This window comes from Rhizobium grahamii (assembly GCF_009498215.1).
Taxonomy (GTDB): domain Bacteria; phylum Pseudomonadota; class Alphaproteobacteria; order Rhizobiales; family Rhizobiaceae; genus Rhizobium; species Rhizobium grahamii_A.
The window spans coordinates 697,862-711,551 of sequence record NZ_CP043498.1; the positions used below are offsets into that span (position 1 = coordinate 697,862).

Here is a 13,690-nt window from a genome sequence, read left to right on the forward strand (position 1 = left end):
TCCTTGCTCAAGGACGGTGCAGAACGTCCAGTTCCGACAGCACCTGATCGTTTTCCGAGACGGTGTACCCCTCGGCTGATGGAACGAACTCGCTTGTCGCGAGTTTAATTATAGCGGTGCCCGTTAGGGCGCCGTTTTTTTGAACAAGAGGGTTTATGGCTCCGACGCGCCCCACGCATTCTTTCAAGACACCCTGCGAGCGGTGTCCATTGCGGCCTTTGCCGCATTTCAGGGAGTTCAACGAGGAGGAGATCGAGTTCGTCTCGAAATTCAAGAAAGGAGAGCTTGCCGCGGATGCGGGCACAACGATTCTCGTCGAAGGCGCCCATAGCGCGCATCTCTATACTGTCCTGTCGGGCTGGGGCTTCCGCTACAAGACGCTGGAGGACGGCAGGCGGCAGATACTGAACTACATCATGCCAGGCGACCTGATCGGGCTGCAGGGCTCGATCATGGGAGAGATGCAGCACTCGGTCGAGGCACTGTCGCCCGTTTCGCTCTGTGTCTTCGAACGCGACAAGCTGATGGGGCTTTACAACAAACATCCCTCGCTTGCCTTCGACATCACCTGGATGGCGGCGCAGGAGGAGCGGATGCTCGACGAACACCTTCTCAGCATCGGCCGCCGCACGGCGCTCGAACGCGCGGCCTATCTGATCGCCTTCCTCTATCAACGCGGCATGCAGCTTAAGCTCTTCAACGGCCACAAGGCGATCCCGATCACCCAGCAGCATATTGCCGACACCCTTGGTCTCTCGATCGTCCACACCAACAAGACATTGAAAAAGCTCGCCGTTCGCGGGCTTATTCGCTGGCAGGAGCGGACCTGTGAGGTTCTTGATGGCGAACAGCTCGCCGAAATCGCCAGCTGGGATGGCCTCGGCGAACGGCTGCGACCGTTTCTCTAGATTGCCTGGTCTATGTCTTTTTTAAATGCGAACAACCGCGCGGGAACGTAAGGTTCTCGACGACATGATTTGTCGTCGTGCTTGATGGTGCTTATCGACCATCACGGAAAAAGCGGCTATGCAAGTGACAGTCGTGTGAGCTTTGCGGCTGAGGTTCAGCTGCGTATCAGAGGTGGAAATGCAGTTGAAGGCGAGGGGACGAGCCGGGCTTGGCGCCTTCGAAAGGGCTTGTCGAACATGAGTGCGAACCGGGTTCTGGTTCTTGAGGATAGCTTGATCATCGCGATGGAGGCCGAGGATATTCTTCGCGCCATCGGCGTCGAGACGATCCGAATTTGCAGCAGCATCGCGCAGGCGACCGAGGCGGTGGAAGCCGAGCGGTTCGATTTCGCCTTGCTTGACGTCAACCTCGGAGAGGTGATGAGCTTCGACTTCGCTCGACGTCTTGTTGCGGAGAATATTCCCTTCGGCTTCGTGAGTGGTTACTCCGACACATTGGATTTTCCTGAAGAGCTTCAGAACAGGCCGCTGCTCGTAAAGCCGTTCGACGAAACGGCCATGCTGGAATTTCTCCAGAGGCTTTTTCCGGCCGAGGTTTGACCGGTCTTCGTGACAGAACGCTTCAGTTTAACCCCGAAAGGCTCTAGGCTGCTGCAAACGAATTAAGGCTTCGTATCTCATGCAGTGGCAGGACCGCGCGATCATTCTCGGCATAAAGCGTCACGGCGAGACGAGTGTCATCGCCGAGGTGATGACGAGCGAGCGCGGTCGCCATCTTGGCATGGTGCGTTCTGGACGGTCCCGTGCAATGCAGCCCGTTCTCCAGCCGGGCAATGAAGTGGAAGCCACCTGGCGGGCCCGGCTCGATGAGCATATCGGCGAGTTTCGGATCGAGCCTGTGACGCTGAGGGCCGCGCGCCTGATGGAGACGGCGACGGCGGTATATGGCGTCCAGGCAATGGGCGCTCTGCTTCGGCTCCTGCCCGAGCGGGACCCGCATCCGCATCTTTTTGAAACGCTGGATGTGATCCTCGAGAATCTGCACAGTCCCGCCGATGCGGGCGAACTGTTCGTCCGTTTCGAACTGGCCGTTCTCAACGATCTCGGCTTCGGCCTCGATCTGACGGAGTGTGCCGCCACGGGTGCGCGTGCGGATCTGGCTTATGTCTCTCCGAAATCCGGCCGCGCCGTCAGCCGAAGCGCGGGCGCTCCCTGGGCGGACAAGATGTTCCTTTTGCCGTCATTCTTGAGCGGCGAACAGCGCGAGGCCGCGGATGCGGAAAATCTGTCCGCTGCTTTCCGGCTGACGGGGTTCTTCCTGCACAGGCACGTCTACGAACCGCGTGGACTGGAGATGCCGGCCGCGCGCGAAGGTTTTGTTCAGGCGGCGCTGAAGGCGCTGAAACAACAAGTCTCGAGGGATAGCCAGCTCTCGGCCTGACTGTTTTTCACCGCTGAAAACCATCATGCAACACCGGCGCTTTACCGCGACCGGCAGCGCTCCTACTTGCTGACCTGCATAGCAGTCGAGGAGGACAACATGCTGACGAAGCCAAGCAACGAGACGCACCTGCAGCTTTGGGATGGAAGAGCGATTCCACGGCTTGGCATGGGGTGCTGGGCGATCGGTGGGCCTTTCTACGCCGGCGATACACCGCTTGGCTGGGGAGAGGTGGATGATGCCGAGTCGATCGCGGCCGTCCATCGCGCCATCGAGCTCGGTGTCCGCTTCTTCGATACGGCATCCAACTACGGGGCAGGGCATTCGGAAGAGGTCCTGGGACAGGCGATCGGCAATCGCGACGATATCGTCGTCGCCACGAAATTCGGCTTTGCCACGGATCCGGCGACGAAGCAGGCAACCGGTGCATTCGCCGATCCCGCCTTCATTCGCGGTTCGGTGGAGACCTCGTTGCGCCGGCTGCGGCGTGAACGGCTGGATCTCTTGCAGTTTCACCTGAACGATTTTCCGCTCCAGCAGTCCGATGATGTCTTCGAGACCTTGGAAGCCCTCCGCGCGGAAGGAAAAATCGACGCCTTCGGCTGGAGCACGGATTTCGCTGACCGGGCCGAGCGCCAGGCAACGCGGCCCGGTTTCGTATCGGTGCAGCACACAATGAACGTCTTCGAACCGGCGGATGAGCTGGTGTCGACGGCTGAACGGCATGGCCTGGTATCGATCAATCGCGGTCCGCTGGCGATGGGACTGCTGAGTGGCAAGTTCACCGCACAGAAGACCGTTGACGCAAAGGATGTTCGCGCCGCCGCGCTCGACTGGATGGTGTATTTCAAGGACGGACGCATTGCACCGGAGTTCGCAGCGAAACTCGACGCGGTGCGCGACCTGCTGATGTCAGACGGACGGACGCCGACGCAGGGCGCATTGGCCTGGCTTTGGGCACGCTCTTCCCGCACATTGCCGATCCCGGGCTTCCGCACGGTTGCGCAGGTCGAGGAAAACGTCGGCGCGTTGAGCAAGGGCCCGCTATCGGACGAAACGATGCGCGAGATCGACGTGGCACTCGGACGCGGTTAGCGCACCTTCTCGCCTCGTACCTTCATGGGCCACGCTTCCGGTCGCTCTTCGAGAACTGAGACAGCATCTCCGACAGAAATCGTACCCGTACCGCGCGGCGTGACGTTCCAGCCGAACAGCGGGCCGGGTACGCGCCGGTCGCCGGACATGCGAATGCGGCCCATCGCGGGCATCGGGTTGGGCACCTCGCGGGAGCCGGTCTGCTGGTCCTGCGTCGTCATGATGCAACGCGCGCAAGGCTTGACGAGATCGAACCGCATTCCGCCGATCTCGATTGCGGTCCACCTGTCCTCGGCCCATGCTTCGTCGCTGTCGATGACGATGTTTGGCCGGAAGCGCTCCATGCCGACGCTGCCTCCGCCATGAGCGGCGAGGTCGGCATTCAAGGCCCGCAGCGATGCCGTCGTGGTGACGAGGATCTGGTAGCCGTCGGCGAAGGTGACGGGTGTTCCGTCTCCGGCCCACTCCGCGCTTGCGGTCCGCTTGGCATTGCCATCGAAGAACACCAGTCGAACGTCGCGACCGAGCCACTCCGAAAGCGTCTGGTTGGTATTGTCGTCGGCGACTGCCGCGTTGACGTCCGTTTTCCAGATGTCGACGTTGAGGCGGCGCTCGGAGGAAAAGCTCGGCCGGATGGGGGCGTTGCCCGATAGGGCGAGCTGGAGATTGTCCCATCGAGAACCGCTTCGATACGCGCAAGCGTCGGCAGTTCGCGCTGCGTGATGAAGTGGCCCGCCGGATCGGCAATCATCGCGCGCCGGTCGCCAGGCAGGCCGAATGCAGTGATCTCGGTGGTCTGCAAGGCGATCGCCCGGCCACTTTTGAGCGGATATACGAAGAGATCGCTGATGCGCATCGGGAACTCCTAGATTTCGTCCATGAAGGCAGCGAGAAAATCGCGCAGTCGTTTGTCTCGTTCGGCGGCAAGCGCTCTGCCGCTCTCTGTCTTGAAGCCGTCAGCGAGCTTGAAGAGCTTCGTCTGGAAATGATCGATCACGTAACGCCGGTCGTCGAGTGGACGGTTTTCGCCGGAGGGGTCGAGTGGGTCGTAGAGCAGGGAGGACATGCGCCCTCCGATATAGAAGCACCGGCCAGCACCTACCATGCCGATCGCATCGAGCCGATCGGCATCCTGCAGGATGCGTGCCTCCAACGTCTCCGGCGCAATGTTGGCCGAGAAGCTGTGAGCGGTGATCGCATGCTCGACGACGCCGATGTCGGCCGGCGACCAGCCGAGTTCAGTAAGAACACCGGCCGCCTTTTCAGCGGCAAGTGCGGAGGCCTTCGAGCGCAGCGGTGAATTCTTCTCCACGGCGACGCAATCGTGCAGAAGTACGGCCGCCGCAAGGATCCTCGCGTCTCCACCTTCCTTGGCCTGGATGCGCATCGCATTCTTGAAGACCCGCAGGATATGCGCGAGGTCGTGCGAACCGTCGTCGCCCTCGTAGGCGTGAGGAATGAGCTGCGAGGCTAAATTTTCGAAAGGGGAGAAGGCCTTGGCCGCGAACATGAATAAAACCGTGAGGATGATGTTGTATCCTCATAGCGGCGGCGGTCCCTGCTTGCAACGACCTCCGCTCAACCCGCCTTAGCGCCGTGTGTCTCCCAGCTGCCGGAAAGCAGCTTCGGCACGTCGGCCAACGGGCGCGGCGGGCTGATGTGGTAGCCCTGGATCTCGTCGCAGGCTTCCTGCTCGAGCAAGGCCAGCTGTTCGCCGGTTTCGACGCCCTCGACCGTGACGCGCATGCCGAGCGCGTCGCCAAGCAGGATGATGGCGCGGATGATCGCGAAGGCCTCGCGATTCTCGACGATGTCGGTCACGAACGACTTGTCGATCTTGATCTTGTCGAAGGGGAAGCTGCTCAGATAGCTGAGTGACGAATATCCGGTACCGAAGTCGTCCATGGCGACCCGAAGCCCACGCTGCTTCAAAGCGTGGAGAATCGGCAGAGCCTCCTCGCGGTTTTCCATCAACACGCTTTCGGTAATTTCGATCTCGAGCCGTGCCGGGGCAAGACCTGAGGTCGTCAGCGCCGTCGATACGTCCTCGGGAAGGTTGCCGTGAGTGAACTGGATCGCCGACACGTTGACCGCAACCTTGACATCCTCCGGCCAGCCCGCCGCATCCGTGCAGGCCTGCAGGAGCACCCATCGCCCGATATCGACGATCAGCCCCAGTTCTTCGGCAAGCGGGATGAATTCGACCGGCGAGACCCGGCCGCGGGTCGGATGATTCCAGCGCAGCAAAGCCTCGAAGCCGCAGATGCGCTGTGCGCCAATGTCGAAAAGCGGCTGATAGTTAAGCTCGAACTCGTGGTTCGCGACCGCCTTGCGCAGGTCGGCCTCGAGCGTGTGGCGCGCTTCCAGCTGTGCTTCCATCTCGTTTGTAAAGAAGCGCTCGCCGCGTCGGCCAGCCGTCTTGGCGTGGGATAGAGCGACGCCGGCATGCTTCAGGAGCACATCGGTATCGACGCCATCCTGCGGGCTGATGGCAATGCCCATGGAGACGCTGAGCTCGACAGCTTTCTCGCCCCGAAAGAAGGGTTCGGCAAGTTCGCGCCGTATTTGCTCGGCCAGCGCGGTGACGTTCCAGGGCTGTTGCCGCCCGCACTGGAGGATCGCGAATTCGTCGGAGCCGAGACGCGCCAGAATGTTGCCTTCACCCGCTGTAAGGCGAAGGCGTTCGGCCACCTGCCGCAGGATCTTGTCGCCTGCCGCCACACCGAGTGTGTTGTTGACGGATTTGAAGCGGTCGAGGTTAAGGTGGACGAGAGCGATCTCTTCGTCCGCCTTGCGGGCGCTGAGGGCTGCTTCGACCCGTCCTCGAAAACTCAGCCGGTTCGGAAGACCGGTCAGCGGATCGTGATGGGCGAGGAAGGCGATCCGTTCCGCGGCTTTTCGATCGGCGGTAACGTCTGCATGGATGGAAATATTGCTGCCGTCGGGCAGTACGGTCACGACGCTCTGGATCAGCCGGCCGTCGTGCATGCTCCATTCGCGCCGGCGGATGCGTCCGCCATCGGAGACGTCTCGTTCTCCGGTCGTCTGCCGTGTCTCCGGCATTTCCGTTCCAGCGATCCTGGCGATTAGTGAGCGCATCGTCGCACCTGGCGCAACGTCCTTCTCACCGAAGCCGAATAGCTGTTGGAACCGGATGTTGCAGAGGATGAGTTTCTGATCGGTATCGAAAACGCTGAGCCCGAGCGGAAGGTGGTTCAGGACGATCTCAAGCAGTCGCTTTTGCGCGGAGAGCGCGTCTGTCGCTGAGGAGAGGGCGGCTTGCAGCAGCTCATTGTCTTTCTGCGTAGCGTTTGCGCGCTTTTCCACGTCTCGTCGCCGGGTGGCGTACTGTTTGCACGTGTCGACGACGAGGTCGACGAGGCGCTGCCCCTCGGTGGACGGATTATTTCCCAGGGCTTCGGCACACTGCTCACGGAAGAGCGCTTCAGCTTCCATACCCATTCACCTTCGCGTCACCGACGCATCGCCGATTGATGAAGCCTTGTTGCATCGGAGCAGGTAAGCCGGGTGCGGCGAAATTGACGCGCAAAGAAATGGATGCTGTTTCCAAGGCAATTGATTTCACAATTCAAAATTGAATACACGCGAATAGCTGCGTACTTACAATCCTCCGGTCGAATTAATATTCGGTTGCAGTGCGAGAAAATATATAGCGCCGGCTATATCTTGTGCGCCGACATGCGATGGAAAGCGCTACGTTTCCGTCCGGAAAAGAGCTGCGGCGATTTTGCGGTGCGAATAAAGTCACACTTTGTCAATCATCGTTAATGGACCATTAACAGCTTATTGACGGGTGGGGCAAATCAGTTTATCGACCCTTCTAGTTGTGATTTTCCCTATTCGTATTGCGTACAAACAATCACCGGCGAAAGCGGTGAACGGAGGTTTGTATGAACGGTGTTTCATCCGTTTCGGATACGTCCTATGCCTACCTGGCGACGCTATCGAGACTTGACACAAATGGCGATGGCGTTCTGAGCCGTGGCGAACTGGCGGCTGATGATAAGCCCGGTATTCTTACCCAATTGAGCGGCGGTGAAGACGGGCAGGATGCCTCGCCGAAGCTTTCCGACGGCGTACTCGCATTCATGATGCGCGCGCGTGAAAGCGGCGGTATGAATTTCTTCTCGCAGGATATGTCCGAAGATACGGGCGATCTCTACAAAAATACCTATGGTCAGTACGACCTGGACATCGCGTCCTAGGGTATTGCCGCAGAATGCGTACAATGAGCCGGCCTTTGGTCGGCTTTTTGTTTTCCGCGCAGGCGGAACCGCCCTTGGCGACGTGCGTTCGTCTTCGATAAGCAACGAGGAGGGAATATCATGGGCAATATCGTGCGATCGGTTGTGCTGATTGGCTTTGCGACAGTCGCGACCCTTGCGATGGCGCAGGATAAACAGACAGCAACAGCGGATTTCGTCGGCAAGGACGGCAAGGAGGATGGCCGTGCGACGCTCACTGCTGCGGCCGGCGGCGGCGTGTTGATGGAAGTCGAAGTGACCGGCCTTCCAGCCAACAAGTGGGTCGCCTTCCATGTCCACGAAACCGGCAAGTGCGATGCCGCGACACATCACGAATCGGCCGGAAAACACTTCAACCCAACCGATGCGGAGCACGGTCTGCTTGCCGCCAAGGGGCCGCATGCCGGGGATATGCCGAACCAGTACGTCGGTTCTGACGGCATCCTGCGGGCTCAGGTTTTCGACGGCATGGTCACGCTTGACGACAAGAAGACCGGTATTCGCGGCAGGGCACTCATGATCCACGCCAATTCCGACGACTACCGCAGCCAGCCCTCCGGCGATGCGGGCGAACGGCTCGCTTGCGGCGTCATCAAGTAGAGACAGCGCATCCTAGAGGATTGGCAGCCCTTTCTGGTCGAAGGTCGATTTCATCCGGCCGAGCATGTCGCGGCGCGTGTCGTCCCATTCGATGGTCTTTGTCCAGTAGCGCATGGTGATGGTCGTCTTGTCGGCGGCGATCGTTTCGATGAACACGGCCGGCTGTGGGTTGGATTGTACGCGCTTGTCGGATTTGGCAAGATCGGTCAGGGCATCCATCGCGAGAGCAACCTGCTCGCCGCTTCCGACGTTCACTGTCAACTCGCCCTTGCGGGTGGCTTCGCGGCTGTAGTTGGTGATCGGCGTGTTCCACAGCGTGGAGTTCGGTGCCAGAAGGTAAAGCCCGTCGGAGGTCCGCAGCTCGGTCGCAAAAAGCCCGATTTCGCGCACAGTGCCTGCAACGTTGCTCGTCGAGATGTACTCGCCTACCCGGAAGGGTCGCAGGATAAGCAGCATGATGCCGGCTGCGATATTCTGCAGCGTTCCCTGCAGCGCAAGGCCGATCGCCAGACCGGCGGCGCCGAGTGCCGCGATGATCGATGCCGTCTGAACACCGAACTGACCGAGCACCGTGATGAACACCAGAATGAGCAGGCCGTAGTGCAGCACGTTGGCAAAGAATCGCGCCAGCGTCTCGTCGATCCCGCGGACGCGGGAGATCCCCTCGAACGCCCAGCGGCTGATGAAGTTTGCCATCAACCATCCGAGTACGAGCAGGATGATCGCGCCGAGGATGGAGAATGAATACTCAACCGCAAGCGCACTTGCCTGATTGAGAGCGGTACGTGTTGCCAGAATTACGTCGGTTGCCTGTTGTTCCATGATCTCGCCGGTCGTCATTGTCGATAGACCCGGCTACATGGGGCAGCCCGCCGATGGCGTCAACCGATCAAGAGGACGCGGCAACCTGCAGAGGCAGGACGAATGGCGCATTGCCATCGGCATCCGCACCGCGGCCCATCGCGCGCACGGCCTCGATCAGCCGACCTTTTCGGTCTAGCAGCCGGTCGCCGATTTCCACGATCCGCAGGTTCGGGCTGGCAAAGGGCGACGCCTGGCGCAGTCGTCGTGCGAGGTCTTCCTCGCTTTGATCGGGTTCGAGAGCAAGAGCCGCCACGAGCGCTGCCGCCGGAGAACGCGAAACGCCCATCCAGCAATGGATGAGCAGAGGGGCCGATTGGTCCCAACCGGTCGCGAAGTCGATGATCTCACGCACATGCGTCTCGTCAGGCGCGACAAGCCCGCCGGTACCCTTGAAGGCGATGTCGTTCATGGTCAGCAGCAGGTGTCGCTCTGCCTTGATGACGGCAGGCCGGTGAAACAGCTGCTCCTTCGCCATCAGGCTGATCATCTCACGGGCGCCATGGCGGACAGCCATTTCGGCAATGCGCGAGAGCGGGGCAACCACGATCCTTGTCATGATGCACTCCGCCCGGCGTCGAGGGCGGCGAACCGTTCGCAGAAACGGACCTGCGCTTCGACGGCCGGAAGAGGTGCCAACTGCAGCATTTCCTTGGTGATGCCGCGCGGCTGGCCGAAGAACTTCTGGGCCTCGACCACGGTAAAGCCCGCGAGCTGCGACGCCTCGAAATAGGCCGCCACCGTATCCGCCTTCTTGATCCTGTCCTTCAGCTCGCGCGAAGGGTGGGGCGGAAGGCCGAAGCGAAGGTGGATGGCCGCTTCCAGGCGTTTTTCCACGCTCTTGTAGCCCCCGCCGACCACCGACTTGAATGGAGAGATCATGTCGCCGATGACGTATTCTGGCGCGTCGTGAAGCAGCGCCATCAGGCACTCGTCCGCTGTCGCCTCGTTCTGGTGACGGAAGATGTCTTCCACGATCAGGCTGTGCTGGGCGACCGAGAAGGCATGATCGCCCGATGTTTGACCGTTCCAGCGGGCCACACGCGCGAGGCCATGCGCGATGTCGCTAAGCTCCACGTCCAATGGTGACGGATCCAGAAGATCGAGCCGGCGGCCCGAGAGCATGCGCTGCCATGCGCGCGGCACCTTGGGGGTCAAGCGCTTGCCTCATCGGCGCTGGCGGGGAAGGTGAGGCCGGACCAGGCAGGCAGTGCGAGGGTAACAGGCGTTTCGCCGGCGAGGATCGGCGTGCCGGCGGCCATGGCTTCTCCAGCACGGTCGATGCGGACAATGGCCAGCCCAACTCGGCCGGAGACGGAACCGAGCGTCCCGACAGGTTTGCCGGCGGCGGTGAGTTCGCTGCCGGGCGCGGGGAGGGTGCCATCGGCTGTAACGGTCACGACACGACGGCGAGCGGTGCCGCGATGCTGCATGCGCGAGACAACTTCCTGGCCGACATAGCAGCCCTTCTTGAACGAAAGTCCGCCGTTGAGGTCCATCAGCACGTCGTGCGGAAACGCATCCTGCAGAGGATAGTCTTGTCCCGCGACCACAACGCCATTTGCTGCCCGCAAGCTGTCATAGAGGATCGGATCGTCGCTGCCTTCGTTGCCAGGCTTGCGCGTCAGGGCAATGCCGGCCTTCAAGAAACGGCTGTCCTTCCAGCCTCCGTCGACCGGCTGATCCCAGATAATGGAAACCCCTTCGCCAGCGGGCGCGATATCGACAGCAGCCCGGAGCTTGTACATGCTCAGCCGCTTCTGCAGAGCGTCGCGCTGGCTTTCGTCCGTCTCGATCAGGAAACCCGCGTCTTCGCGCATGATCATGAAGTCGAAAAGGATCTTGCCTTGCGGCGTCAGCAGCGCTCCCGGGCGCGCTTCGTCAGCGGCAAGCGAAACGACGTCGGTCGTGATGAGGTTCTGCAGGAACGACTCGGCGTCGGCACCGCTGACGCGGATCAACGCGCGGTCTTTCAGGAAAACGGCTGGCATAAAGGCACCTGTAGCGTTGCTATCGCCCAGAAATATGTCTTCGGAGGATTGACCGCAAGCGTCAGTCGCCGGCGGTAAAGAACTTCCACTTTCCGTCAGCGGTGATGCCGATGCGATAGAAGTTATAGCCCCCGAACTCCTGCATGTCCGCAAGATCGCCCGCCGTCACGATGCGCAGCAGTTCGACGCGTTCTGGCGGGGTCAGGGTCTTCAGGTCTTTCTCGGCAAAGTAGGGCCAGACATACAGGTCGTCAGACGTTCCTTGCCCGACATGGACGAAGCCCGTGGAAACGATGTCGAGGATGATTGCCAGGATCTCGTCGCCATCGGGGTCGCCCGACAGGTCCTTGAGCGCGGCAATCGGATCATCCGTCGGCTCGCCCACCGTAACCTGGGTCTGGCCCGCACCGGTTCCAAGCAGCGGACGCAGGCGTTCAAGATCACCGGAGGCAGCCGCTTCGACGATCTGCTCACGCATATGCCGTACCGGCTCGGGAACCTTGCTGATATCGTAGAGCACATCGACCGGCTTCGAGCTGTCCTGCGCGCCTGGCGTGGTGTCCGAGCTCTGTCCGGCGGGCTTGCTGATGATCGGGCCCGGCGCCGGCACGCCTGAAGCGGCAGGAGGTGCTGTGGGCTTGTCACTGCCCGGAGAGGCATTGTCCGTCAGGCCGGGAGTCTTTTGAAGTTCCGAGAGGGCTGATGCTGCTGAAGCGGACATCAGACTGGCGGCACCGACGCCGATTGCAACGAGAAGCGGCACGAAAACGGGCCGCGAGGCAGGATCCTTATCGGTACGCATGAAACTCTCTGTGCTGTTATTGCAGGGTGCGGTTCGGAGAGAACTCACCCGCCAGCATGCGTTCACGCAGCGATTCAAGCAAGGCCTCCGCGCTGTTTTCCCCGTGGAGACGGATCGTTTCGCGAAGTGCGTGGATAATTGCCGTGTCGGCGATGATCTCAGGCTCGATTCCATCAGCCATGCCATCGGCCCAGGCTTCGTTATGGTATTCCAGGGCCGCCTGCATCTTTTCGTGGACGATCATGTCGTCGATGTCATTGAGGCTCGGTTCCATTCTTTTTTCCTCAGACTGCATGCCTTACTGCCTAGTTAATAACTTTATCAGCCTTTTCCCAAAACGACACGTGCGCGAATGAAAAGAGGTTAATTAAACGCTAATTTCCAAACCGCGAAGTAATTTCTGTGGCAAGTGTTGCACCTTCGTTACGGTAGCGCTCTTCTGCCATGATCGCTGCGGGGGTGCAATCGGTATAAACAGAGGCAAATGCGCGATAGCCGCGATTGAAGGCAGCCGTCAATTTCTCTCTCCGAGGCGGCTCGTCTTTCGCTTCGGAATCAAGCAGTTGCTGCATTCCCGCTCGCCACTCGTCGCCGTTATCGGCCTTGCACAGCGTTCTCAGGTAATGCACCGATCCAAGCACCTCGGCCAGTCTCGCAAGCTTGTCGTCGTATGGCGCCGTGACAGGTTTCGCCTCTACTACGGGCGGCGCTGGCGTCGTCTGGCCTTGCGCTGCCGCAAATACAGGGATCGCCACGCCGGCGCATAACACAGCAGACAACAAGACGCGTCGAACGGGAATCATGGAGTTTAGTTGATACCCTCGTGATGGCCGGAACAAGGCGTTGCCCAAGATTTCCACCTGCTTATTCGTTGTCCACAGCCAGGCGCTCGGCGCATTCGAGAACGCTTTGCGGCGTCGGCAGCCGGCGAATCTCTTCCAGTGTGTACCAGCCGATGTCTGCCGCATCGTCGGCGGCGATTGCCACCGCGTTGCTGTCGGCCTCGACGCGGAACACCGAAAGCAGGAAGTGGCTGGCGACGCTTCCGTCCACGGCATGTGTCTTCAGGTCATAGGTTGCAAATAGGCGCGGGTTCGAGGCGCGGATGCTGGTTTCCTCTTCGAATTCCCGCAATGCCGTTTGATCCGGCGTCTCGCCGGCTTCGGCCCGGCCTCCGGGAAAGGCATACATGTCAGCCGAAGGAGGATTGCGCCTGAGCACCAGCAGAAAGCGGTCGCCTCGCTGCAGAATGGCGGACGAGGCCGCTGTGGGGGAGGAGGATGCCATATGGATATGCTGCCTTGTTGCTTGCCGGCGCTTGGATAAGCGGCCGTCCCGTTGGATAGTCGGGACAACGATTCGGGGACGCTTGTTTGACCTATATTATCTACGCAGCCGCCGCCTTTTTCGAGATCGCCGGATGCTTCGCCTTCTGGGCGTGGCTGCGCATGGAAAAGCCCCTGTGGTGGACGGCGCCCGGTCTGGCATCGCTGGCAGTGTTTGCCTGGCTGCTGACTCTGGTGCCGAGCGAGGCGGCCGGGCGGACCTTTGCGGCATATGGCGGCATCTACATCATCGCATCGCTGCTGTGGCTCTGGCTGGTCGAGCAGCGGGTGCCTGATCGTTGGGACATCGGTGGCGCCCTGGCGTGCCTGTTCGGAACTGCGCTGATTTTGTTCGCGCCACGCGGATAGCCCGGTCTTGACCCGCCTGGAGCAGGGTGCAAA

General features: G+C 60.7%; 17 protein-coding genes and 1 pseudogene. 7 read left to right on the plus strand and 11 right to left on the minus strand.

The window, feature by feature from the left end; translation table 11 throughout:
* The first annotated feature begins 155 nt into the window (after positions 1 to 155).
* From FZ934_RS03480 to FZ934_RS03495, 4 genes are all read left to right on the plus strand, one after another.
* Positions 156 to 908 carry a Crp/Fnr family transcriptional regulator gene (locus FZ934_RS03480; protein ID WP_153269937.1) on the plus strand — a complete coding sequence of 251 codons (753 nt, stop codon included), beginning with the start codon at positions 156 to 158 and terminating at the stop codon, positions 906 to 908.
* Between the two features lie 84 nt (positions 909 to 992).
* Complete coding sequence (locus tag FZ934_RS03485) at positions 993 to 1,508, plus strand: response regulator (RefSeq protein WP_432443624.1); 516 nt, start codon at positions 993 to 995, stop codon at positions 1,506 to 1,508.
* 79 nt (positions 1,509 to 1,587) lie between these two features.
* Positions 1,588 to 2,349: a DNA repair protein RecO gene (recO, locus tag FZ934_RS03490; protein WP_153269939.1), complete on the plus strand. Its 762-nt coding sequence runs from the start codon at positions 1,588 to 1,590 to the stop codon at positions 2,347 to 2,349.
* 99 nt (positions 2,350 to 2,448) lie between these two features.
* Positions 2,449 to 3,444 carry an aldo/keto reductase gene (locus FZ934_RS03495; RefSeq protein WP_153269940.1) on the plus strand — a complete coding sequence of 332 codons (996 nt, stop codon included), beginning with the start codon at positions 2,449 to 2,451 and terminating at the stop codon, positions 3,442 to 3,444.
* Here the strand turns inward: FZ934_RS03495 and FZ934_RS03500 are convergent.
* From FZ934_RS03500 to FZ934_RS03510, 3 genes and pseudogenes are all read right to left on the minus strand, one after another.
* Positions 3,441 to 4,300: pseudogene (locus FZ934_RS03500) on the minus strand (MOSC domain-containing protein). The gene FZ934_RS03495 and the pseudogene FZ934_RS03500 overlap by 4 nt on opposite strands.
* 9 nt (positions 4,301 to 4,309) lie before the next feature.
* Positions 4,310 to 4,954 carry an HD domain-containing protein gene (locus FZ934_RS03505; protein WP_153269941.1) on the minus strand — a complete coding sequence of 215 codons (645 nt, stop codon included), beginning with the start codon at positions 4,952 to 4,954 and terminating at the stop codon, positions 4,310 to 4,312.
* Between the two features lie 68 nt (positions 4,955 to 5,022).
* On the minus strand, positions 5,023 to 6,900 hold the full coding sequence (locus tag FZ934_RS03510; protein ID WP_153272353.1) for a putative bifunctional diguanylate cyclase/phosphodiesterase: 1,878 nt from the start codon (positions 6,898 to 6,900) through the stop codon (positions 5,023 to 5,025).
* Positions 6,901 to 7,355: 455 nt separating this feature from the next.
* Here FZ934_RS03510 and FZ934_RS03515 point away from each other — a divergent pair, with 455 nt between their 5' ends.
* Together FZ934_RS03515 and FZ934_RS03520 are read left to right on the plus strand one after the other, a co-directional pair.
* Entirely contained in the window at positions 7,356 to 7,670 is a 315-nt protein-coding gene (locus FZ934_RS03515) for a hypothetical protein (RefSeq protein ID WP_153269942.1), read from the plus strand.
* 120 nt (positions 7,671 to 7,790) lie between these two features.
* Positions 7,791 to 8,309 (plus strand): superoxide dismutase family protein, encoded by a 519-nt coding sequence (locus tag FZ934_RS03520; protein ID WP_153269943.1) that lies wholly within the window; start codon positions 7,791 to 7,793, stop codon positions 8,307 to 8,309.
* A gap of 12 nt (positions 8,310 to 8,321) precedes the next feature.
* Here the strand turns inward: FZ934_RS03520 and FZ934_RS03525 are convergent, their stop codons facing one another.
* The 8 genes from FZ934_RS03525 to FZ934_RS03560 form a co-directional block, all read right to left on the minus strand.
* Complete coding sequence (locus FZ934_RS03525) at positions 8,322 to 9,131, minus strand: mechanosensitive ion channel family protein (RefSeq protein WP_153272354.1); 810 nt, start codon at positions 9,129 to 9,131, stop codon at positions 8,322 to 8,324.
* 67 nt (positions 9,132 to 9,198) lie between these two features.
* The gene (locus FZ934_RS03530; protein WP_153269944.1) at positions 9,199 to 9,729 is read right to left on the minus strand and encodes a tyrosine phosphatase family protein; all 531 of its coding nucleotides are present in this window, start codon (positions 9,727 to 9,729) and stop codon (positions 9,199 to 9,201) included.
* A complete protein-coding gene (locus FZ934_RS03535; protein WP_153272355.1) occupies positions 9,726 to 10,295 on the minus strand; it encodes a YfbR-like 5'-deoxynucleotidase in 570 nt (189 codons plus the stop codon). The genes FZ934_RS03530 and FZ934_RS03535 overlap by 4 nt, the downstream gene beginning before the upstream one ends.
* A gap of 29 nt (positions 10,296 to 10,324) precedes the next feature.
* Entirely contained in the window at positions 10,325 to 11,161 is an 837-nt protein-coding gene (locus tag FZ934_RS03540; protein ID WP_153269945.1) for a YgfZ/GcvT domain-containing protein, read from the minus strand.
* Positions 11,162 to 11,222: 61 nt separating this feature from the next.
* The gene (locus FZ934_RS03545; RefSeq protein WP_153269946.1) at positions 11,223 to 11,963 is read right to left on the minus strand and encodes a hypothetical protein; all 741 of its coding nucleotides are present in this window, start codon (positions 11,961 to 11,963) and stop codon (positions 11,223 to 11,225) included.
* Positions 11,964 to 11,979: 16 nt separating this feature from the next.
* Entirely contained in the window at positions 11,980 to 12,237 is a 258-nt protein-coding gene (locus tag FZ934_RS03550) for a hypothetical protein (protein ID WP_056825448.1), read from the minus strand.
* A gap of 100 nt (positions 12,238 to 12,337) precedes the next feature.
* On the minus strand, positions 12,338 to 12,766 hold the full coding sequence (locus tag FZ934_RS03555) for a TIGR02301 family protein (RefSeq protein WP_153272356.1): 429 nt from the start codon (positions 12,764 to 12,766) through the stop codon (positions 12,338 to 12,340).
* 61 nt (positions 12,767 to 12,827) lie between these two features.
* On the minus strand, positions 12,828 to 13,250 hold the full coding sequence (locus tag FZ934_RS03560; RefSeq protein WP_153269947.1) for an NUDIX hydrolase: 423 nt from the start codon (positions 13,248 to 13,250) through the stop codon (positions 12,828 to 12,830).
* A gap of 86 nt (positions 13,251 to 13,336) precedes the next feature.
* Here FZ934_RS03560 and FZ934_RS03565 point away from each other — a divergent pair, with 86 nt between their 5' ends.
* Positions 13,337 to 13,657: a YnfA family protein gene (locus FZ934_RS03565; RefSeq protein WP_153269948.1), complete on the plus strand. Its 321-nt coding sequence runs from the start codon at positions 13,337 to 13,339 to the stop codon at positions 13,655 to 13,657.
* Positions 13,658 to 13,690 lie beyond the last annotated feature (33 nt).

What these genes read in the sequence shown, in the direction of transcription:
- FZ934_RS03560 (WP_153269947.1), bottom strand. Translation starts at nt 13,250, where the DNA reads ATGGCATCCTCCTCCCCCACAGCGGCCTCGTCCGCCATTCTGCAGCGA.
- FZ934_RS03515 (WP_153269942.1), top strand. Translation starts at nt 7,356, where the DNA reads ATGAACGGTGTTTCATCCGTTTCGGATACGTCCTATGCCTACCTGGCG.
- FZ934_RS03555 (WP_153272356.1), bottom strand. Translation starts at nt 12,766, where the DNA reads ATGATTCCCGTTCGACGCGTCTTGTTGTCTGCTGTGTTATGCGCCGGC.
- FZ934_RS03540 (WP_153269945.1), bottom strand. Translation starts at nt 11,161, where the DNA reads ATGCCAGCCGTTTTCCTGAAAGACCGCGCGTTGATCCGCGTCAGCGGT.
- FZ934_RS03480 (WP_153269937.1), top strand. Translation starts at nt 156, where the DNA reads ATGGCTCCGACGCGCCCCACGCATTCTTTCAAGACACCCTGCGAGCGG.
- recO (WP_153269939.1), top strand. Translation starts at nt 1,588, where the DNA reads ATGCAGTGGCAGGACCGCGCGATCATTCTCGGCATAAAGCGTCACGGC.
- FZ934_RS03510 (WP_153272353.1), bottom strand. Translation starts at nt 6,900, where the DNA reads ATGGAAGCTGAAGCGCTCTTCCGTGAGCAGTGTGCCGAAGCCCTGGGA.
- FZ934_RS03485 (WP_432443624.1), top strand. Translation starts at nt 993, where the DNA reads ATGGTGCTTATCGACCATCACGGAAAAAGCGGCTATGCAAGTGACAGT.
- FZ934_RS03525 (WP_153272354.1), bottom strand. Translation starts at nt 9,131, where the DNA reads ATGGAACAACAGGCAACCGACGTAATTCTGGCAACACGTACCGCTCTC.
- FZ934_RS03520 (WP_153269943.1), top strand. Translation starts at nt 7,791, where the DNA reads ATGGGCAATATCGTGCGATCGGTTGTGCTGATTGGCTTTGCGACAGTC.
- FZ934_RS03505 (WP_153269941.1), bottom strand. Translation starts at nt 4,954, where the DNA reads ATGTTCGCGGCCAAGGCCTTCTCCCCTTTCGAAAATTTAGCCTCGCAG.
- FZ934_RS03535 (WP_153272355.1), bottom strand. Translation starts at nt 10,295, where the DNA reads ATGCTCTCGGGCCGCCGGCTCGATCTTCTGGATCCGTCACCATTGGAC.
- FZ934_RS03550 (WP_056825448.1), bottom strand. Translation starts at nt 12,237, where the DNA reads ATGGAACCGAGCCTCAATGACATCGACGACATGATCGTCCACGAAAAG.
- FZ934_RS03495 (WP_153269940.1), top strand. Translation starts at nt 2,449, where the DNA reads ATGCTGACGAAGCCAAGCAACGAGACGCACCTGCAGCTTTGGGATGGA.
- FZ934_RS03545 (WP_153269946.1), bottom strand. Translation starts at nt 11,963, where the DNA reads ATGCGTACCGATAAGGATCCTGCCTCGCGGCCCGTTTTCGTGCCGCTT.
- FZ934_RS03530 (WP_153269944.1), bottom strand. Translation starts at nt 9,729, where the DNA reads ATGACAAGGATCGTGGTTGCCCCGCTCTCGCGCATTGCCGAAATGGCT.